Source organism: Flavivirga aquatica, from assembly GCF_001747085.1.
GTDB lineage: Bacteria > Bacteroidota > Bacteroidia > Flavobacteriales > Flavobacteriaceae > Algibacter_C > Algibacter_C aquatica.
This window is the reverse complement of sequence record NZ_MDJD01000006.1, coordinates 15,376-33,870: the sequence shown is the minus strand read 5'-3', so window position 1 is coordinate 33,870 and position 18,495 is coordinate 15,376. Positions and strand designations below refer to the sequence as shown.

Annotated in this window: 23 protein-coding genes; 8 read left to right on the top strand and 15 right to left on the bottom strand. The window is 30.8% G+C overall.

What is annotated here, in order from left to right; genetic code table 11:
* Positions 1 to 23: 23 nt before the first annotated feature.
* Together A8C32_RS00220 and A8C32_RS00215 are read right to left on the bottom strand one after the other, a co-directional pair.
* Positions 24 to 470, bottom strand: coding sequence for a YHS domain-containing (seleno)protein (locus A8C32_RS00220; protein ID WP_069828440.1), 447 nt, complete (start codon positions 468 to 470; stop codon positions 24 to 26).
* Positions 471 to 519: 49 nt separating this feature from the next.
* Entirely contained in the window at positions 520 to 1,500 is a 981-nt protein-coding gene (locus tag A8C32_RS00215) for a LuxE/PaaK family acyltransferase (protein WP_069828439.1), read from the bottom strand.
* Between the two features lie 561 nt (positions 1,501 to 2,061).
* Here A8C32_RS00215 and A8C32_RS00210 point away from each other — a divergent pair.
* Together A8C32_RS00210 and A8C32_RS00205 are read left to right on the top strand one after the other, a co-directional pair.
* Positions 2,062 to 2,742 (top strand): response regulator transcription factor, encoded by a 681-nt coding sequence (locus A8C32_RS00210; RefSeq protein WP_069828556.1) that lies wholly within the window; start codon positions 2,062 to 2,064, stop codon positions 2,740 to 2,742.
* A complete protein-coding gene (locus tag A8C32_RS00205; RefSeq protein ID WP_069828438.1) occupies positions 2,742 to 3,785 on the top strand; it encodes a sensor histidine kinase in 1,044 nt (347 codons plus the stop codon). Before A8C32_RS00210 ends, A8C32_RS00205 begins: the two co-directional genes overlap by 1 nt.
* Here the strand turns inward: A8C32_RS00205 and A8C32_RS00200 are convergent.
* Positions 3,759 to 4,814, bottom strand: a complete 1,056-nt coding sequence (locus tag A8C32_RS00200) for a glycosyltransferase (RefSeq protein WP_069828437.1) — start codon at positions 4,812 to 4,814, stop codon at positions 3,759 to 3,761. The two genes, A8C32_RS00205 and A8C32_RS00200, sit on opposite strands and share 27 nt — an antisense overlap.
* A gap of 177 nt (positions 4,815 to 4,991) precedes the next feature.
* Between A8C32_RS00200 and trmB the strand changes: the two genes are divergently transcribed.
* From trmB to A8C32_RS00185, 3 genes are read left to right on the top strand one after another with little or no spacing between them, the layout of a single operon-like run.
* A complete protein-coding gene (trmB, locus tag A8C32_RS00195) occupies positions 4,992 to 5,666 on the top strand; it encodes a tRNA (guanosine(46)-N7)-methyltransferase TrmB (protein WP_069828436.1) in 675 nt (224 codons plus the stop codon).
* A 2-nt stretch (positions 5,667 to 5,668) separates the two neighbouring features.
* Positions 5,669 to 6,301, top strand: a complete 633-nt coding sequence (locus A8C32_RS00190; protein ID WP_069828435.1) for a lysine transporter LysE — start codon at positions 5,669 to 5,671, stop codon at positions 6,299 to 6,301.
* A complete protein-coding gene (locus A8C32_RS00185) occupies positions 6,301 to 6,630 on the top strand; it encodes an MGMT family protein (protein WP_069828434.1) in 330 nt (109 codons plus the stop codon). Before A8C32_RS00190 ends, A8C32_RS00185 begins: the two co-directional genes overlap by 1 nt.
* A 95-nt stretch (positions 6,631 to 6,725) precedes the next feature.
* On the opposite strand, the gene A8C32_RS00180 is transcribed toward A8C32_RS00185, so the two are convergent.
* Entirely contained in the window at positions 6,726 to 7,568 is an 843-nt protein-coding gene (locus tag A8C32_RS00180) for a hypothetical protein (RefSeq protein WP_069828433.1), read from the bottom strand.
* 241 nt (positions 7,569 to 7,809) lie between these two features.
* Between A8C32_RS00180 and A8C32_RS00175 the strand changes: the two genes are divergently transcribed.
* From A8C32_RS00175 to A8C32_RS00165, 3 genes are all read left to right on the top strand, one after another.
* Positions 7,810 to 8,946, top strand: coding sequence for an Mrp/NBP35 family ATP-binding protein (locus A8C32_RS00175; protein ID WP_069828432.1), 1,137 nt, complete (start codon positions 7,810 to 7,812; stop codon positions 8,944 to 8,946).
* 52 nt (positions 8,947 to 8,998) lie between these two features.
* Entirely contained in the window at positions 8,999 to 9,241 is a 243-nt protein-coding gene (locus A8C32_RS00170) for a NifU family protein (RefSeq protein WP_069828431.1), read from the top strand.
* A gap of 116 nt (positions 9,242 to 9,357) precedes the next feature.
* Entirely contained in the window at positions 9,358 to 9,687 is a 330-nt protein-coding gene (locus tag A8C32_RS00165) for a 2Fe-2S iron-sulfur cluster-binding family protein (protein ID WP_069828430.1), read from the top strand.
* Positions 9,688 to 9,989: 302 nt separating this feature from the next.
* On the opposite strand, the gene A8C32_RS00160 is transcribed toward A8C32_RS00165, so the two are convergent.
* From A8C32_RS00160 to A8C32_RS00110, 11 genes are all read right to left on the bottom strand, one after another.
* The gene (locus A8C32_RS00160; RefSeq protein ID WP_069828429.1) at positions 9,990 to 10,364 is read right to left on the bottom strand and encodes a helix-turn-helix domain-containing protein; all 375 of its coding nucleotides are present in this window, start codon (positions 10,362 to 10,364) and stop codon (positions 9,990 to 9,992) included.
* A gap of 1 nt (position 10,365) precedes the next feature.
* Complete coding sequence (locus tag A8C32_RS00155) at positions 10,366 to 10,662, bottom strand: type II toxin-antitoxin system HigB family toxin (protein ID WP_069828428.1); 297 nt, start codon at positions 10,660 to 10,662, stop codon at positions 10,366 to 10,368.
* 70 nt (positions 10,663 to 10,732) lie between these two features.
* Positions 10,733 to 11,527: a DUF1853 family protein gene (locus A8C32_RS00150; RefSeq protein ID WP_069828427.1), complete on the bottom strand. Its 795-nt coding sequence runs from the start codon at positions 11,525 to 11,527 to the stop codon at positions 10,733 to 10,735.
* Between the two features lie 23 nt (positions 11,528 to 11,550).
* On the bottom strand, positions 11,551 to 12,444 hold the full coding sequence (locus A8C32_RS00145) for a metallophosphoesterase family protein (RefSeq protein WP_069828426.1): 894 nt from the start codon (positions 12,442 to 12,444) through the stop codon (positions 11,551 to 11,553).
* Positions 12,445 to 12,516: 72 nt separating this feature from the next.
* On the bottom strand, positions 12,517 to 13,530 hold the full coding sequence (locus A8C32_RS00140) for a transporter (RefSeq protein WP_069828425.1): 1,014 nt from the start codon (positions 13,528 to 13,530) through the stop codon (positions 12,517 to 12,519).
* 76 nt (positions 13,531 to 13,606) lie between these two features.
* Positions 13,607 to 13,927, bottom strand: a complete 321-nt coding sequence (locus A8C32_RS00135) for a hypothetical protein (protein WP_123803273.1) — start codon at positions 13,925 to 13,927, stop codon at positions 13,607 to 13,609.
* 137 nt (positions 13,928 to 14,064) lie between these two features.
* Positions 14,065 to 15,243 carry an acyl-CoA dehydrogenase family protein gene (locus A8C32_RS00130; protein WP_069828423.1) on the bottom strand — a complete coding sequence of 393 codons (1,179 nt, stop codon included), beginning with the start codon at positions 15,241 to 15,243 and terminating at the stop codon, positions 14,065 to 14,067.
* 118 nt (positions 15,244 to 15,361) lie between these two features.
* A complete protein-coding gene (locus A8C32_RS00125) occupies positions 15,362 to 16,072 on the bottom strand; it encodes a tRNA1(Val) (adenine(37)-N6)-methyltransferase (protein WP_069828422.1) in 711 nt (236 codons plus the stop codon).
* A gap of 35 nt (positions 16,073 to 16,107) precedes the next feature.
* Positions 16,108 to 16,632 carry a ribosome maturation factor RimM gene (rimM, locus tag A8C32_RS00120; protein ID WP_069828421.1) on the bottom strand — a complete coding sequence of 175 codons (525 nt, stop codon included), beginning with the start codon at positions 16,630 to 16,632 and terminating at the stop codon, positions 16,108 to 16,110.
* Between the two features lie 152 nt (positions 16,633 to 16,784).
* Positions 16,785 to 17,285 (bottom strand): 30S ribosomal protein S16, encoded by a 501-nt coding sequence (locus A8C32_RS00115; RefSeq protein WP_069828420.1) that lies wholly within the window; start codon positions 17,283 to 17,285, stop codon positions 16,785 to 16,787.
* Positions 17,286 to 17,416: 131 nt separating this feature from the next.
* Positions 17,417 to 18,478, bottom strand: coding sequence for a lactonase family protein (locus tag A8C32_RS00110; RefSeq protein ID WP_069828555.1), 1,062 nt, complete (start codon positions 18,476 to 18,478; stop codon positions 17,417 to 17,419).
* Positions 18,479 to 18,495 lie beyond the last annotated feature (17 nt).

The following is an 18,495-nucleotide window of genomic DNA, read 5'->3' as shown; positions in this document are numbered from 1 at the left end:
CGAAATCTTACAAATAAAAAAAGTTATTTTTTAAATTTTATAGATTTCCAGTTTTGGTCAGCTTTTTTTTGCAGTTTATTTGCATGTTCTTTCTTCCATAATTCAAGAGTATTGTTTCCCCAAGCGTTATAGAATAGGTAAAGTTTTCCATCTTTTATTTGAAATGTTTTTGGGTTTATACTAACCTTACTGCTTTTTAAAGCGATAGCATAAGCACAATATCCACCATATTGAGGAGTGTATTTTTTAGGGTTTTTATTGAATGTATCCAGATTTTCTTTAGATAGAAACTTATATTTAACACCATCGAAAGTAGATGTAAACTGTTTTTTGCCTTCAATAGCTTTATTGCTAAAATAACTAACAACATCATAGCCATTAGCAATAAATCCTTTTTTTAAATTGTAGTCTGTAGATTGCGCAAATAACGATGTAATACTAAATGTAAATAAAAGAAACAGTGTTTTCATAACATATAATGTTTTAAAATATGTCTGAAACTAAAAGAAGAACTTACAGTTATAGTACCATAAGATTGCATCCGCGAATATCAGAATTATCAAAACGTCCAATAACTTCAAATGAGTTATCGTTATTTGCTCTACCTAAATCTTGAGTAGCAATAAAAGAACAAGAATTTATATTGGCTAAATCAATAACGTTCAAACCTCCTGTTTTTCCATAGTCTTGGATTGTAAGAGGGTCTTCGGTATCACGCGTTAAAATATGCATCCATTTAGGACCTCGGAAAATACCATTTCCTTTGGAGTAACCTTGACTTAAAAGTTCTGTCATGCCATATTCGCTATGAATATTCTCAACGTTAAACCCATCTTTTAATGCTTTATGTAATTCGGTTCTAATTAATTCTTTTCTTCGACCTTTCATGCCTCCAGTTTCCATAATTATGGTATTTTTTAAATGGAATTGATGAGTTTCAACTAAATCAAGTAAAGCAAAAGAAACACCAATTAATAGAACTTTTTTTCCTTTAGCATCAAGCTTGATTAGTGTGTCTTTTAATTCAGAAATATTATTTAAATAAAAACCACTTTCAGAATGTTTAGAAGTTTTAATCATGGCATCTACCATATATATTAAGGAAGAGCCTTTGCGTTCTAAATATGAGGGCAGCAAACCAAGAATAACATAATCTTCAATGTTACCGTAAAATTGCTGAAAACCCTTTGTAAAACTTTGCTGGTAAATATCTAAGTTAGTGACCAGATGTTTGCTTGTTATGTTTCCTGTGGTTCCAGAGCTTGTAAATGTTGTTTTTATATTCTCTTTAGAGCTTAATACGTTATGAGTTTTAAAAAACTGAATAGGTAAAAAAGGAATATCTTGTATGGTTTTTACATCGCTAGGATGCTTATATAGCAAATCACAAAAAGATCGATATACACTATTGTTTTTAAACTGAAATCTAAAGATTTCTAGTGCTAAGTCTTCGAATTCAGTTTGACTACTAATATTAAAAATGGTGTTTGTGTCTATCATGTTTTGTTAAAAAACAAAAGTAGATAAAATAAAAAAAACGTTACCGCTTGATATTGTTTTTACTTAAAATAATTTAAAGATTGCTACATAATAATTTGTTTACGTATTTCGCTTATATTATTTTTAGTCACCCTTATAATATATACACCTCTATCTGAGCAAATTTCGCACATTTTTTAGGAAATAGAAAAGTTAAGATAAGTAGTTCTATTAATAGGGTTATATATGTGTAATCCGTCTATATTTTGTTTAATAGGCGTGCTGTTTTGAGCAATGACAAAATGGGCATAAAAAAAACTAAAGTGATTACTAAAAGGATAAAATAGTTTTTTTTCATACGTTTTTTTAACCTAAAAAATGTAGTAAATTACCACAAAATTAATGCCAAAAAAAGGTTAAATGTTTGATTTTTAAGCTGAATTTTAAATTAGTGTGAGTTATTTGTTACCTTAACGTTATTAATTTAGAATTCTAAATAAAATAATGTTATTAACTTTATCTTTACTTTAAAAACAGATTTTACAAGCATGTAATCATGTGAATAGGAATAAAGAATTGCATATGAAAAAGAAGGATATTAAGATTTTATTGGTTGATGATGAGCCAGATATTTTAGAGATAGTTGGATATAATTTATCAAATGAAGGCTACCAAGTTATCACTGCTGAAAACGGACAAGAAGGTGTCAAAAAAGCAAAAAAAGAACTTCCTCATTTAATTATTTTAGATGTAATGATGCCAGAAATGGACGGTATAGAAGCTTGTGAATTAATCAGAAATAATCCAGATTTAAAAAATACGTTAGTTACATTCTTAACAGCTAGAGGTGAAGATTATTCTCAAGTTGCAGGTTTTGATGCTGGTGCAGATGATTATATCACTAAACCTATAAAACCAAAAGTTTTAGTAAGCAAGGTTAAAGCGCTTTTAAGACGTTTTAAAGAAGAAGATGTAGTGGATACTATGAAAATTGGTAATTTAGTAATTAACAGAGATGAATATAAAATTACTTCAAAAGGAAAAGAACTTATTTTACCAAGAAAAGAATTTGAATTATTATCTTTATTAGCATCTAAGCCAGGTAAAGTTTTTAAAAGAGATGAAATTCTTAATGCTGTTTGGGGTAATGAAGTTGTAGTAGGAGGAAGAACTATTGATGTTCATATTCGTAAATTGCGTGAAAAATTAGGAGATAATAGCTTTAAAACAATAAAAGGAGTTGGCTACAAGTTTGTGGATTAATGCAAGGAAAATTTAAAAAGTCATACAGGTTTGCGATGAATACATCGCTTTATATAACTACATATATAACGCTCTTAATGAGTGTTTTTTTATATTATTTCTATGAGTTTAAGTGGTTTTATATAATAGTTTTTTTAGTTAGTATATACCTCTTCACTTTTTTTATTATTCAATTTAGAGTTGAGCGTTTTATATATAAACGTGTTAAAAAAATATATGATGATTTAACACTTCTTGAATCGGCAAGTTTAACTAAAGGACCTATCACCACAGATATGAGAACGCTTACGCAAGAGATAGATAAGTTTGCGCGACATAAAAAAATTGAAATAGAAACTCTTAAAGTAAGAGAAGAATACAGAAAAGAGTTTTTAGGAAATGTATCTCACGAATTAAAAACCCCATTATTTACAGTACAAGGTTATATTTTAACATTGTTAGATGGTGCCATGAATGATAAAAGTATTAGAGAAAAATATTTGGAAAGAGCGAGTAAAGGTATTGAAAGACTGGGATATATTATTAAAGATTTAGATATGATAACCAAATTAGAAGTTGGAGATTTATGCCTAAATTTAGAGGTGTTTGACATCATAGAGTTAATAGAAAACATATTTGATATGTTTGAAATGAAAGCTGCTAAAAAAAGTATTACACTTGTGTTTGATACTAATTATCCTAAGCCAATAATGATTAGGGCAGATAAAGAACGTATACAGCAAGTCTTAGCTAATTTAATTGTAAATTCTATTAAATACGGAAGAGAGAAAGGAACAACAGAAATTAGCATTGAAAACCTGATAAAAAATAAGGTTATTGTTCGAGTAACAGATAATGGAGAAGGTATTGAAGAGGTATATTTACCTAGGTTGTTTGAGCGTTTTTTTAGAGTAGATAAGAGTGGTTCTAGAAGAGAAGGAGGTTCTGGTCTGGGCTTATCAATAGTAAAACACATTATAGAAGCTCACGACGAAAAAATATATGTAGAAAGCGAATATAACGTAGGTAGTGAATTTTCATTCACTCTTGAAAAGGCCGAATAATTCTTTAAAATCAACTTTAAAATCAAAAACCTCTAAACCTTTAAAAGAAGAGATATTCTCTAATTTTTTTAATGTAAAATCTTTTTGTTTACAACTAGGGACTAAATTTAATTTGGTAAGTCTTTCGGCTAAATATTCTTGTTCAAATTGCCCTGGTGTAGGTATAAAAAAAGCTTTTTTATTAAGTTTAGCTAAGTCCATTACTGTTGTATAGCCAGATCTAGAAATAATGAACTTGCTTTCGTTTATCGTTTTTTCTAATAAAGAGCTAGTCATAAAATTATAAATAACCATATTATTAACAACTTCTATAGTTTGTTTTTTCTCTATAATACCTTTAACAAAAATCATTTTACCAGAATAATTTTTAAGTTCCAATAAAAGCTTTTTTTCAAGGAGTGTACGTTGGGGCTCTGGTCCAGAAATTAAAACCATTAAGCTATTTTTAATTTCATGTGTGTTTTTAGTAAACCTACTTAGGGGGCCAATGTATGTGGTAGGTAGTATAAAAGAATTAATGTGTCCTAATTTACCACTTAAATTTATATCACCTTCTGTATCTGGGACCCAACAAGTGTCAAACTTTTTTATGATTTTTTGTTGCAACTTAGTGCTTAACCATGTGGTGCTTCCACTTAAAACATTTAATTGATGGGTTATAAATACAGATGGCACGTTTTTGTGACGAACTCCTAATCTATTATCTGAAATAATACCCGAGATATCATGGTCTTTTAAAATATGATTAATAACCCTTTTTTCAGATTGAATAGTTCTTAATAATTTAGGAGCGTGCTTGATAAGTTTTAGTTTGAAATACATACCATTCCTAGGATATGTTACATTATAAGAAGGTAATTCAATAGACAAAAGCTTAGGGAATTCTTTTCGCAATAAAGTTAAAGCAATGCCATCACTGGCAATAACAGGTTCAAATCCATTAGTGATTAATGCATTAATAATAGGAATACATCTTGTAGCATGTCCTAACCCCCAATTTAAAGGAGCAACTAAAATTCGTTTTGTCATTTTAATATTTTGGAGTGCTTATGCTTAAGTTTAGTTGAATTTATTTATAAAATTTATTACGAATTTATGCTATTCTTAAGTTTTTTCACTAAAATCAAAGATAAGCATATATAGACTGCCGTATATTTCCTTAATTTTACCAAAATTATAATAACAATAAGAAATAGTTAATAAATTTTGGGGAGCAAAAATAAACTTAGAAGATTTAAAGAAAACGAAACCTTCGATAATGTATTTCAGCCAACACGAGATGAACTGGTTAATTCAAATTTCAGTTTAAAAGGATATTGGAGAACTACAGTTTTTAAAAATGAGAATCCATTGGTTTTAGAATTAGGGTGTGGAAAAGGAGAGTATTCTGTAGCATTAGCAAAGAAATACCCCAATAAAAATTTTGTAGGTATAGATATTAAAGGAGCTCGCTTTTGGAGAGGTGCTAAAACAGCTGTAGAAGAAGACATTCCAAATGTAGTATTTCTTCGTACTCAGATAGAATTAATTGATCATGCTTTTGCAGAGCATGAAGTCGATGAGATTTGGATTACTTTCCCAGATCCTCAAATAAAATATAAGCGTACAAAACATCGTATGACTAATGCCGAGTTTTTAAAACGATACAAACAAATTTTAAAACCAGAAGGCGTTGTAAATCTAAAAACGGATAGTGAGTTTATGCATGGCTATACTCTTGGTTTATTGCATGGAGCAGGACATGAAGTTTTATATGCTAATCACAACGTATACAAACAAGAAGGAAGCCCGGAAGAAGTAACAAGTATTCAGACATTTTATGAGTCACAATATTTAGAACAAAACAAACCAATTACGTATATTCGGTTTAAAATTAAATAGTTGTGAGCATCACTTTTATCTTTTTTTTAGGGTTGATTATTGCTCTTATTGGAGTTGTGCCACCAGGTCTATTAAATATGACTGCTGCTAAGATAAGTCTAAAGGAAGGGCATGTAAGAGGCATAGTGTTTTCTGTAGGAGTTTGTGTTATCGTTGTAATTCAAACCTATGCAGCGGCTATTTTTGCACGTTATTTAAGTAAACATATAGAAGTAATAGATGTTTTACAACGCGTAGCCTTTGTTCTTTTTGTGCTTATAACTATCTATTTTTTACTTATTGCAAAATCACAACCTAAAAAACAAATAGAGCCCAAAATAAGAAGTAAACATAGTCGTTTTTTTCAAGGCCTCTTTTTGTCGGGAATCAATGTCTTTCCTATACCTTACCAAGCGTATATGACTATTACTTTGGCATCGTTTGGGTGGATGTCGTTCGATCAAATTAATATTATATCCTATGTAGCAGGAGCAGCCATGGGAACCTTTGTAATGCTCTATGTATACATGTTCTTTTTTGATAAAATTAAAGGCAAGCATTTTACCTCTCAAAAAAACATGAACTATGTTATAGGTGGTGTTACAGGTGTTATTTCTGTAATTACTTTAGTTAATATTATAAAAGATTTACTGTAATGAAGCCAGAAACTTTAAATTTTTTTGATAAAGTTTATGAAGTCGCTAAGCTAATTCCTTATGGTAGAGTAACCAGTTATGGAGCCATTGCTAAATATTTAGGAGCAACAAGAAGTGCGCGTATGGTAGGTTATGCAATGAATGGTTCTGTTGGTAAAGATGTACCTGCGCATCGAGTTGTAAATAGAAAAGGATTATTAACAGGAAAGCATCATTTTGATGGTACTAATCTTATGCAACAACTTTTAGAAAGTGAAGGTATTGAGGTTTTTGAAAATCAAATTCAAAATCTTGAGAAGGTGTTTTGGGATCCTTCACAGGAATTGTAATTATTATCCTGAGTTTGTCTTTAGGATTTCATTAAATAATAAAGGAGGGGTTTTTATTAGATCGTATATAGTGGTTTTAGGAGTTTATCAAATAACTAAAAAGAAACCCCAACCCCAACAGAAAATGTAGAAAAACTAACATCTCCAACTTTTAAGTATTCATATCCACCCGTAAATTTGTAATGCTTTTTGTGGAAGTTTAATAAAGCATTAAATTTATTAACAGAGCTATCATTAATTAATGTTTGATTAAAATTAGATTCAAGGCTAAAAGGCTTAGTAAAAAATAATTCGGCTCCTAAACCATAAGTAAAACCTAACTCATCAACATCTCCATCTATATAAGCAGCACCTAATCCCCACCAAGCATTAAAACGTTCCGTTCTTACACGTTGGTATTTAGCCAAAGCAGTATAAATAGCTAGAGTGTTGTTTCTAAAATTTGCGTTTTCTTCCCAGAGTTGAAGGTAGTTCATTTCAAGACCAACCCTTTGTAAAAGTTTCATGTCTATATTTAAATGATTACCATATAATTTATTAGTTTCAAATATAAATCTGTTAGAAACTGTAGTTCGAAATATTTCTGAGTCATCGTCCCAATTATAAGAGTAATTTCCTTTATTAGAGTTAGAATAAGGGTGTTTAGTAATAAAAGCATTACTAGCTCTGTGTTCACGTTCAACAGGACTTTCTATAACAGCATAGTAACTCGCATAAAGAAAAGCATGAACAAATAAACGGGCAATAGCTTCAGTTAAAAAATTACCATCAGAGTCGTTACTATTTGAGCTATAAGTGTTGTGCTTTGGTTTTGTAATACTCTTATTTATTTCTTCTTCTATTGTTAAGCTTTCTTCAGCTTGTTTTAGTTTGCCTTGTCCAAAGGATGTAACGCTAAAAGAAATAAAAATTGTAAAAAAAATAGTAAATTGTTTCATGTATTGATTATCTAAAAACTAAGAAAATACACCTATACATAAATCATACCATTTTCTAGTATAATCATGAAAGATGATGATTCTATAAGTCATTTCGATTGTAGAGCTTTAAAATCTTAACTTTTCAACCTATATTTGCATTTTAAAATGATTCTTAATTATTGAAAACCATAGTTATAACAAAAGTTATACTAATTTCAATGTCATATAGAGCGCATTTAAATAGAATTCCAAGTAAAATATGAAACTTAGCAAGCAAGATATATTAAAAGCACTAGAAAATATTACTGTTCCAGGAGAAGGACAAAATATGATAGAAAGTGGTGCTGTAAAAAATGTGATAACTTTTGGAGATGAGGTTATTGTAGATATCACTATTAAAAACCCGAGTTTACAAGCAAAGAAAAGAACAGAGGTAGATATTCTTAAAACCATACATGAGCAGGTTTACGAAAAAGCTAAAATTACAGTTAATGTAAAAGTGGAAGCACCTGCAAAACCTAAAGCTAACGTTATTAAAGGAAATCCAATTCCGGGAATTAAAAATATTGTTGCAGTAGCCTCAGGAAAAGGTGGAGTAGGTAAATCTACAGTTACAGCGAATTTAGCGGTTACTTTAGCCAAAATGGGTTTTAAAGTAGGTATTTTAGATGCCGATATTTACGGACCATCAATTCCTATTATGTTCGATGTTGAAGCAGAAAAACCTTTAGCAGTTAATATTGATGGAAAATCTAAAATGAAACCCATAGAAAATTATGGTGTTAAAGTTTTATCTATAGGCTTTTTTACGCAACCAAATCAAGCAGTAGTTTGGAGAGGACCTATGGCAGCTAAAGCTCTTAATCAAATGATTTTCGATGCTCATTGGGGAGAATTGGATTTCTTGCTTTTAGATTTGCCTCCAGGAACAGGAGATATTCATTTAAGTATCATGCAATCGTTACCAATAACAGGAGCAGTAGTAGTAAGTACACCTCAAAATATAGCATTAGCAGATGCTAGAAAAGGAGTTGCTATGTTTCAACAAGAAAGTATAAATGTACCTGTTTTAGGAATTATAGAAAATATGGCGTATTTTACTCCAGAAGAATTACCTGATAATAAGTACTTTATATTTGGTAAGGAAGGTGCTAAAAATCTAGCTGAAGATTTAGAAATATCATTCTTAGGCGAATTGCCATTAGTGCAAAGTATAAGAGAAGCAGGGGATGTTGGTCGTCCAGCAGCGTTACAAACGGCTACACCATTAGAAAAAGCGTTTGAAAAACTAACTCAAAACGTGGTTCAGGAAGTCGTAAGACGAAATGATGATTTACCAGCAACCGAAGCCATTAAAATTACAACTATGGCAGGTTGTTCAGCAGTAAAAAAATAAATAATTTCATATTTCTCTTTTCTTTAGAAGAGCGAAAAGAAAATAATAATAAATGACTTCAGAAGAATTAAAAATAAACGTAGAAAAAGCTTTAGATGAAATCCGTCCTTTTTTACAAAGCGATGGAGGAGATATCTCCTTATTATCTATAGAAGATGATAAGTTGGTTAAAGTACAATTACAAGGTGCTTGCGTTGGTTGCAGTGTTAACCAAATGACTTTAAAATCTGGTGTAGAAATGACTATAAAAAAGCATGCGCCCCAAATAGAACAAGTTATAAATATAGAAGCCTAAAAGCACTTTTTAATTCCTACTAAATTAATAGACAAACTTATTTGTAAATAGATTAGAAAGCTTAAATTTGTGGCACGACAAATGACGTGCTTAATTTATAGTACAAAAATTGAATAATGCAGGATATTAATATAAAAATTACAGATAGAGATGGTGTAACTCACGATATAGTGGCACCAACAGACATGGCAATGAACCTTATGGAAGTGGTAAGATCTTACGAACTTGCCCCAGAAGGAACCATTGGAGTATGTGGTGGTATGGCAATGTGTGCATCATGTCAATGTTATGTCACAAGTGAGACCAAATTGCCGGAAATGGGAGATGATGAAGAGGCTATGCTATCTGAAGCCTTCGATGTAAAAGATAATTCTCGTTTAGGTTGTCAAATCCAAATGACACCAGAAATGGAAGGTCTTGAAGTGGAATTAGCACCAGAAAGTTAATAAATTCCTGCGTAAGCGGGAATTTTATAAAATAAAACAATAGCCACAATATATTGGGCGTTACCTAAAGGTCGGGCTTTCACTACTCGCTCTCTGCGAGGAGCTCAAACAAACCGTTCAATCCCTAACGCAAATAGTCGTATCTGTATTAATACTTATCTTGACTAATGAATATAGGTAAAATAAGTCAAATGTTTGTTTAGTAATTGCTTTTATTCAGAATTTTTGAGTTTAAGTGGTTTGCGGATATACATTGTATTTTCATTTCGTAAAACCTTTTGCTATATCTAATAGTTAGTTTGTTAAACTTCTAATTGGTAATCTCTAATTAAAGAACTTGCAGGAATATTCATTTTAGAATTAAGTAACCTGATATGGTTTAAGCTTAATTTTCTTTGTTTTTTCATTATTTCTGTAGCTCTACTAGGACTATTTAAAATCTTTCCTAAATCCGAAGGTTTAAGTTTACTTTGTTCCATGACAAATTTAAGAACATCAATAGGATCTGAATCTGGTATAGGGTGTTTTTCAGATTCATATTTATCTATTATAAGTCCTAATAATTCAAGTTCTTTTTCTTCAGAACTACCTTCTTTACAATCAAAAATCTGTTCAAATCTACTAAGATATTCTTGATACTGTTTGTCTGTTTTTATTATACTATATACTATTTTCATTTTATAATTCTTTTACGTCTATTTTATTATATTCTTTATGAGTTCCTATAAACTTGATTAGTGCAAATTGAGCTTTATATCTAAATTTTATTATTAGTCTATATTTATTACCACAAATGTTAAATACAATTTTGTTATTTCCCACAAAATCTGCACTTTTAAAAATATCAGTAATCTCATTAGGAGTTAAAAACTCTGTCTTACTAAATATTTCATACCATGCAATTAGAGCAGTTTCAGAATCAGGGTATTTTTCCCAAATAGGGAATTTAATTGATTTTATGCCAAAAAAGAGCATTATGTTTAAAGCGTTTAATACATTAAATATTCTATATAACTTAATTATTTTTATTTCTAAATATAATAAATTACCACCAAACCAAGAACACTTTATTTAATTCTCCATTACGGTATTTTATCCATAACAAAGAAGAAAACTGTTTCTCAAAATAACCCTCAGTCAAGTCTATAAATTGGTTAAAATTTAACCAGTCAACATTTTTATTAGGGAGTATTAACCAATCTTTTTTATTTGGAATGTAAAATTTACAATCTTTAAACTGCTTTAATCCATTCTGGTTAATGTAAAAACCAGTAATACAATCTGTATTTAGTGTTTTTAGTTGGGTATTCTGGTTTGAAAAAGGAACAAACAATTGCGCCTTAAAATACACTTGCTGAGAAATGTTTTCTACTTTTAAGTTTAATTCATCTAAGTAACTTTTGCACGTATTAGAATATAAAAGTGGCAATTGCTTTTCTTTTAACTTAGTAAGTTTTTCTTTTAAAGAATCCTTTCTGTTTGGTCCAATAAAATGATCAATTTCTGTTTCGCCTACAGAAGCATCATACAAGTAGAATTTATAAATAATTTCTAAATGAATTGGTTTTTTATTTTTTAGAAGTAAGCAATCCAACTCACCTAGAGTTCTTTTGTTTTCCTGAATTTGTACATTTTCAGCTAAAACAGAAATGGTTTCATCCTGTTTTAATTCAAAAGAAACAAAACGTTCTATATATTTCCCAAGACGTAAAGTTTCATCTATAGCAATATCAATAAGATCAGACTTAGAGTTAATTTCAAATTGAGATAAATTAAAAACAGAATTGCTCTCCCATAAACAAGGCGTTTTTAGAAAACCTTCATATCGTTTTTTAATCATTGATTTTATTGAGATTAAATAATTTATTTATAGTCAATCAATTTATTAGAACCTTCCAATAAGGTTTTTACTATTTGAAGCGTCCCATCTTCTTTAGTAGCAATATGCCATTTAATCAATGAAATTTCCCCATTTTCAATTTCAATACCAGTAATACTACGTGGGTGTACGCAACTACCATCATTAAAAAAAGCAATGCCATTAGGTTGAGGAAAACGCGGACGATGTGTATGTCCAACAATAGTCATTAAATTATTATTTTTGGCAATCCATTTTTTTGTTCTGCGTTCTACTTTAATAAGCTCTTTGTAGTTTTTTGCAGGGCTAGTAGGGTCTGCAATACCCATAACATTTAAAGGTTTCCAAAGAACACGTACCATAAATCGACTCCATTTCCAAAAAAGATAATTCCACCAATCAGCTTGATGTCCATGCGTTAAAAATATTTCTTGACCAGTAGAGGTATGTTTTAAAATAATACCTTCATGATATGTAATATCTTTAAATAACTCAACATCCTCTCCAGTTTTAGCATCAAAGTAAGTAGATAAATGCTTTTTAACATAATCAGGATTTCGGTATACCATATCGTGGTTTCCCCAAATCATATGTAATCTATTATGCTCATGAAAACGCTTCATAAGCATATATACATTTTTGTGAGCATTAAAAATAGAGTCGAATGATAAGTTTTCCCATAATTCGTCTCCATCACCAATTTCACAATATTGAAAACCTTCGGTAAAATAATGTTTTAAAGCGTGAAAATAAATATTCCTGTTGTTTGCAAAATCATCAGCAAAACTGTTATCTCCCCGGTGACAATCGCTGAATAATATGAACTTACTAGTGTCATCAAAATTGATGACTTTAGCAGTCCTATAAGCATTATCTAACCTCTTTTTAGATGAAAACATATAGTAAATGTAAACAAAAAGCATAAAAAAAGCGTTTCACCTGAAACGCTTTTGAGTTTTTAGAAGATAATTTTAGTGAAAAGCATACTGCATTCCAAAAGTTAAATTATAATTCTGCTTTAATTGAATACCATTTAAATCTTGATGAAGAGGTAAAGAGCATTCTGTAGCAAAGCGTAAGCCTTTTAAGCTACCTTTAGTTATTAAATAATTTAATCCAAATCCTGAATTAATATAAGTCCCGCCAGAATTTGCTATATCTGCTGTGGTAACCATCATAGGGTTTAATAAGTTGCTTGTGCCTTCAATTTCATCTATAAGTAAGCCTTCTAGTCTTATAGAAACACTTAAGTTATCCCCAGTTTTAGCAGCAAACCAGTTGTTGAAGCTATACTTATTTCCAAATTTATAGTCTTGGTCGTTATCATTAATATTAATCATTCCTGTAAGCTGGTGTCCCCAAGAGAATTTATCAGATTGGCCTAAATACGTTAAACCTAATTTAGTACCAAAGGAACCAGTACCTGTTTGCATTGGATAAGGTAATTGTACAGCATTTCCCATAGATACAGGAAGTACATCTTTTTCTTCAATATTTCCAGTAGGTATTGAAACCCCAATCTGCGCATGTAGTGCTTTTCTGTTTTTATTAAAAATACTATATAGAGCACTAACGGAAACATCACCTAAACCACTTGTGTTTGTCGTAAAGCGATTCCCATTACGCATTTCTAAATTCATATCATTTTTTATGTAATTTGCCATAATCATTAATGTAATCTTATCAGAAGGAGCATACATCGCACCTAGCATGTGCATGTTCATGGTCATGTCTTGCGGTGCTACCATATATCTAGCATGAGCATCAGCACTAGTGGCATCATCTGTATCTTGACGTAATTGTTGCATGTCCATAGTCATATAACGGTATGAGAACATAAATTCATCTTTATGATGAACATGATCTGCCATAACAGAAATAGGGGCATGACCATCGGGTCTATTAGATGACCATTTATTTGAATTTTCTTGGGCAAAAGTTAATGTAGTTACAACGCATAGCATTGCAATGAATATATTTTTCATTGTATTAATTTGTATTATATGTATAAATAAGGAGTCTTAACGGAAAGTATTCCGAAGAGAAAAAACAGTAAATAAACTACCCTATATCTGGAGGATGGAAAGCATCCCGGTTATAATCAAAATCATACAATTGTTTATATGAATAATAGGAAATGGATACAGAAATGAATTCTTGTATTTTTTTTAACTTATAGATAGTTACAAAACCAATAGGGTAATTTTTTAAAGATACCCTTAAGGAATTAGGTGTGCTTTCTTGTTGCTTTTCTAATGCTTTAGCAAGATGACATTTACCATGGCATTGTAATTTAGGGTTGTTTTTATTAATACATAAAAATGTAGCAATATAATCTTGATTAAGCGCATATTCAATATAAGGTTGAATAGACCTTAGCATAGCAACCAGATATAAAAAGACGAAAAATATAGCTTTTAGTTTATGCAAAAACTCAAAATTTTTGCAAAGATATACCATCAAGCTATATTAAGTTAAAGCAAATCGTTAAAACTTTATAGAATGTAGTTCTAAAAAAACTATTTAAAAGCATTCAATCCTGTAATATCTAAACCAGTAATAAGCAGATGAATATCATGAGTGCCTTCGTAAGTAATAACACTTTCAAGATTCATAGAATGCCTCATAATACTGTATTCTCCAGTTATTCCCATACCTCCAAGCATTTGTCTTGCTTCACGAGCTATGTTTATAGCCATATCAACATTGTTACGTTTTGCCATAGATATTTGTGCAGAGGTAGCTTTGCTATTGTTACGTAAAACACCTAAACGCCATGTTAAAAGTTGCGCTTTAGTAATTTCGGTAATCATTTCTGCAAGCTTCTTTTGTTGTAATTGAAACTGTCCTATAGGCTTCCCAAATTGAATACGCTCTTTACTATAACGAAGAGCTGTATCGTAACAGTCCATAGCAGCACCAATAGCGCCCCAAGCAATACCATATCTTGCCGAATCTAAACAACCAAGCGGCGCACCTAGCCCAGATTTGTTAGGAAGTAAATTTTCTTTAGGTACTTTAACGTTATCAAAAATAAGCTCACCAGTTGCAGAAGCACGAAGCGACCATTTGTTATGGGTTTCTGGTGTAGAGAACCCTTCCATACCACGTTCAACAATAAGCCCATGAATACGTCCTTCTTCATTTTTTGCCCAAACTACTGCTATTTGAGCAAAAGGGGCATTGCTTATCCACATTTTAGCACCATTGAGTAAATAATGATCGCCCATATCTTTAAAATTGGTTACCATCCCACTAGGGTTGCTACCGTGATCGGGTTCAGTTAAGCCAAAACAACCTATCCATTCACCGCTTGCTAGTTTTGGTAAATATTTTTTACGTTGCGCTTCGTTACCATATTTCCAAATAGGATACATAACTAGCGATGATTGTACAGAAGCAGTACTTCGTAATCCAGAATCGCCACGTTCAATCTCTTGCATAATTAAACCATATGATATTTGATCCAATCCAGCACCACCATATTCCATAGGAATATAAGGACCAAAGGCACCAATTTCTGCTAAGCCATTTATAATTTGTTTTGGAAATTTTGCTTTTTGAGCATATTCTTCTATAATAGGAGATACATCTCGTTTTACCCATTCTCGGGCAGCATTACGTACTAATTTATGTTCATCTGTAAGGAGCTCATCCAAGTTATAATAATCTGGAGCTTCGAATAGGTCTGGTCGCATAAAGACTAAATTTTAAAAGAGTTTAAAATGAAATTATTAGTAAAAACACAGTTTTTTTAACAATTCAATATTTTAATTGATCAAATTTAAATAATCTTTATTTATTAATAGCTGTTAATTACATTTTTAAATAGAAATCTTTAGTAAGATTAATATAGTCTTTAGTAAATTGATGTCTTTCTACTTCAATAATTAGTTTATCTGTTTTAATAGCGCTTTCGCAGAAAGAAAATTCAATTAGGCTTCGTTTTATTTCAGATAAAGGGTTGCCTTTTACGTGTAGTATATTATTAGGGTATAGGTTAACTTTTGAAGCCAAGTCAATAAAAAGAGCTTCTTCTTTATTAGGAATAATAACAGAAAAAGTTCCTGTTTCAGAAAGTAATTTAGAAACGCTTTCAAGTAAATGCTCAAAAGGCATCGCATCTTGAAATCGTGCTAAATCACGTTGGTTACTTTCTGTTTTATAATCTTCACTGTAAAATGGCGGATTGCATACAATTAAATCATATTCATCTTCAATTTCGTCTACAAATTCTTCAAGAGCAGCATGGTAACAAAATAATCTATCTCCCCAAGGCGATTGTTCAAAATTATCTACACATTGTTCATAAGCACTATCATCAATTTCAATAGCGTCCACAAGTTCTGCATGAGAGCGTTGCGCAAGCATGAGTGATAAAACTCCAGTGCCTGCACCAATGTCTAAAATAGAAAACGGATTGTTTTTTATAGAAGCCCATGCACCAAGTAAAACTGCATCTGTGCCAATTTTCATAGCACATTGATCTTGATTTACTGAGAATTGTTTGAATTTGAAAAGTGACATATCTAGTTTCTTAAAGTGAAGCGGTCTAAATTTTATCAAAGATATAAATCGATCAATCCTTCAGGAGTATCAACAAGAATTGTTTTATTATCTCGATCTACCTTAACTATAAATTCATCATTCATAGGGATTAAAATTTCAATGCCATCTCTGTCTATTTCAAAAAGAGCTTGGGCTGTAGAATCATTTATAGCTTTAATAATACCAACATCCCCAAAGCTTTTGTCTTTAATAGTAAAACCAATAACTTCATGAAAGTAAAATTTATTACCCTCTAATTTGGGTAATAAATCCAATGGTAAATATAAACTACTTTTCATAATAGAATCGGCATCAGTTTCTTCGTCTACATCTTCGAATTTAATACGTAATAATTCCGATTTATGAAGCTGAGAATGTTCAATAAAAAAAGGAACAAGGTTGTTTCGTAACTCTAAGAAAATAGCATCTAAGTTTTCATAAAGCTCAGGTTGGTCAGTGTCAAGTTTTGCTAAAACTTCACCTTTAAAACTGTATTTTTTTACAATTTTACCTAAGTAAAAACAATCTTCTTTTTTCATATAAAATTATGTTTTTATTTCCGCGAAAGCGGTAATTTTTTAATAGCTATTTTTTGTTTTTTTCTAAGGAAATTAAGAAAAGAAAAGCTTTTTCAAACAAAAAACTCCGATAACAAGTATCGGAGTTTTAAAAGTATAAAAAATATTGTTTTTTATTCTTCTTCGTTAGATGCTTCTGCCTCTTCAGCTGGAGCTTCTTCAACAACAGGAGCCGCCGCAGCGATTCTTGCTTCATTTACAGCTTTTTCAGCTTCTAAAGCTTTTGCTTTTGCATCAGCTTCAGCTTTTGCTAAATCTTCAGCTTTTGCACCAACTTTACCTGTTTTTTCTTCTAACCAAGCAGCAAATTTCGATTCAGCTTGTTCTTCAGTTAAAGCACCTTTTCTAACACCACCTGCAAGGTGATTTTTTAATAAAGCGCCTTTGTAAGATAAAAGTGTTTTTGCAGTGTCTGTTGGTTGAGCACCATTTTGCAACCATTTTACAGCTCCATCAACGTTTAAATCAACCGTTGCTGGGTTTGTATTAGGATTGTAAATACCTAATTTCTCTAAGTATTTACCATCTCTTTTTGATCTTGCATCTGCTGCTACGATCCAATAAAAAGGTTTTCCTTTTTTACCGTGTCTTTGTAATCTAATCTTTACTGGCATAATAATTAATTATTTGAGGTTCTCGACCTCTGTTATTAATGAGGGTGCAAAGATACTCTATTATTTAGAATTACAAAGTTTTTTGTTTTTAAATAAATTTTATGATTATTTGATTTTTAGATAGTTATAATTTAAAATAATAAGCAAACAGGTGAAGGTGCATTTATACTATCTAAAAAAGAAAGTTTTCCTGTCTTACTGTCTATTTTAAAAACAGAAATATTATTACTTTTTTGATTAGCAACTAACATAAATTTCCCTGTTGGGTCAATGGTGAAATTTCTCGGCCAGTCACCATGAACAGAAATATTTTGTATTTTCTTTAAGGTTCCTGTTTTTTTGTTTCTTTTGAATACTGCAATAGCATTTTCTCCTCGGTTGGAACCATATAAAAAGCGCTCGTCATGAGATAAATGGATGTCGGCGCAGAAGTTTTCATCTTTAAATTTTTCATCTAAAGTAGATATGTTATCTATTAGTTTATATCCGTTTTTTACTTTTCTTGCAGAAGTAATAGTACTAGCTAATTCATTAATGATATAAATAAATTTACCATCTTTAGTAAAGGTGAAATGTCGAGGTCCAGGGTTTCCTGTAGTTTCAACTATTGATTTTGAGGTTTCTTCATACTTGTCCTTATTATCTGAAAGCTCATAGCTGTAAATCGCATTTTTTCCTAAATAAGCAACATAAAGTTCATTGTTTAAGAAAGCACCTGAATGTGCTCGAGATTTTTTGTTTTCAGAATTTTTGTTAAAAACTTGAGTAGCCTCACTTATACTTCCGTTTTTATTTACGGGTAAAATAGTAGCAGTTCCTGTTCCGTAATTTGAGACTATAGCTTTGTCGCCAGATTTATTTACAGCAACATGGCAAGCGCCTTTACCGTGACTGCTAACCCGAGTTAAAAGCGATAATTTACCATTTTTATTTACTTTATAAGAGGATACGAACCCATCTTTATGAGCAGAATATAAATGGTTTTTATCTGGTGAATATGCTAAAAAAGAAGGGTTATCAATGTTTATTGCTAATTCAAGATTGCCTAGTTCTCCAGTTTCTGTGTTAAATTGAAGCTGGTAAATACCTTTGCTAGCTTCGTTTGTAAAAGTTCCAACATATAAAGGAGTGTTTTGCGCTTTAGTGTTTAAGAAGATAAAAGTAAAGGCAAAAAATAAAATTTGTAATTTCATGTGTTTAGTTTTTTTAA

Excerpts from the sequence above, each read along its gene's own strand:
- A8C32_RS00160 (WP_069828429.1), bottom strand. The coding sequence starts at position 10,364 with ATGAAAATAGTATATAGTATAATAAAAACAGACAAACAGTATCAAGAA.
- A8C32_RS00125 (WP_069828422.1), bottom strand. The coding sequence starts at position 16,072 with ATGTCACTTTTCAAATTCAAACAATTCTCAGTAAATCAAGATCAATGT.
- A8C32_RS00150 (WP_069828427.1), bottom strand. The coding sequence starts at position 11,527 with ATGATTAAAAAACGATATGAAGGTTTTCTAAAAACGCCTTGTTTATGG.
- A8C32_RS00110 (WP_069828555.1), bottom strand. The coding sequence starts at position 18,478 with ATGAAATTACAAATTTTATTTTTTGCCTTTACTTTTATCTTCTTAAAC.
- A8C32_RS00215 (WP_069828439.1), bottom strand. The coding sequence starts at position 1,500 with ATGATAGACACAAACACCATTTTTAATATTAGTAGTCAAACTGAATTC.
- A8C32_RS00155 (WP_069828428.1), bottom strand. The coding sequence starts at position 10,662 with ATGCTCTTTTTTGGCATAAAATCAATTAAATTCCCTATTTGGGAAAAA.
- A8C32_RS00170 (WP_069828431.1), top strand. The coding sequence starts at position 8,999 with ATGACTTCAGAAGAATTAAAAATAAACGTAGAAAAAGCTTTAGATGAA.
- A8C32_RS00115 (WP_069828420.1), bottom strand. The coding sequence starts at position 17,285 with ATGCCAGTAAAGATTAGATTACAAAGACACGGTAAAAAAGGAAAACCT.
- A8C32_RS00185 (WP_069828434.1), top strand. The coding sequence starts at position 6,301 with ATGAAGCCAGAAACTTTAAATTTTTTTGATAAAGTTTATGAAGTCGCT.
- A8C32_RS00140 (WP_069828425.1), bottom strand. The coding sequence starts at position 13,530 with ATGAAAAATATATTCATTGCAATGCTATGCGTTGTAACTACATTAACT.
- A8C32_RS00145 (WP_069828426.1), bottom strand. The coding sequence starts at position 12,444 with ATGTTTTCATCTAAAAAGAGGTTAGATAATGCTTATAGGACTGCTAAA.
- A8C32_RS00200 (WP_069828437.1), bottom strand. The coding sequence starts at position 4,814 with ATGACAAAACGAATTTTAGTTGCTCCTTTAAATTGGGGGTTAGGACAT.
- A8C32_RS00165 (WP_069828430.1), top strand. The coding sequence starts at position 9,358 with ATGCAGGATATTAATATAAAAATTACAGATAGAGATGGTGTAACTCAC.
- A8C32_RS00135 (WP_123803273.1), bottom strand. The coding sequence starts at position 13,927 with ATGCTAAGGTCTATTCAACCTTATATTGAATATGCGCTTAATCAAGAT.
- A8C32_RS00180 (WP_069828433.1), bottom strand. The coding sequence starts at position 7,568 with ATGAAACAATTTACTATTTTTTTTACAATTTTTATTTCTTTTAGCGTT.
- A8C32_RS00130 (WP_069828423.1), bottom strand. The coding sequence starts at position 15,243 with ATGCGACCAGACCTATTCGAAGCTCCAGATTATTATAACTTGGATGAG.
- A8C32_RS00210 (WP_069828556.1), top strand. The coding sequence starts at position 2,062 with ATGAAAAAGAAGGATATTAAGATTTTATTGGTTGATGATGAGCCAGAT.
- A8C32_RS00175 (WP_069828432.1), top strand. The coding sequence starts at position 7,810 with ATGAAACTTAGCAAGCAAGATATATTAAAAGCACTAGAAAATATTACT.
- rimM (WP_069828421.1), bottom strand. The coding sequence starts at position 16,632 with ATGAAAAAAGAAGATTGTTTTTACTTAGGTAAAATTGTAAAAAAATAC.
- A8C32_RS00220 (WP_069828440.1), bottom strand. The coding sequence starts at position 470 with ATGAAAACACTGTTTCTTTTATTTACATTTAGTATTACATCGTTATTT.
- A8C32_RS00205 (WP_069828438.1), top strand. The coding sequence starts at position 2,742 with ATGCAAGGAAAATTTAAAAAGTCATACAGGTTTGCGATGAATACATCG.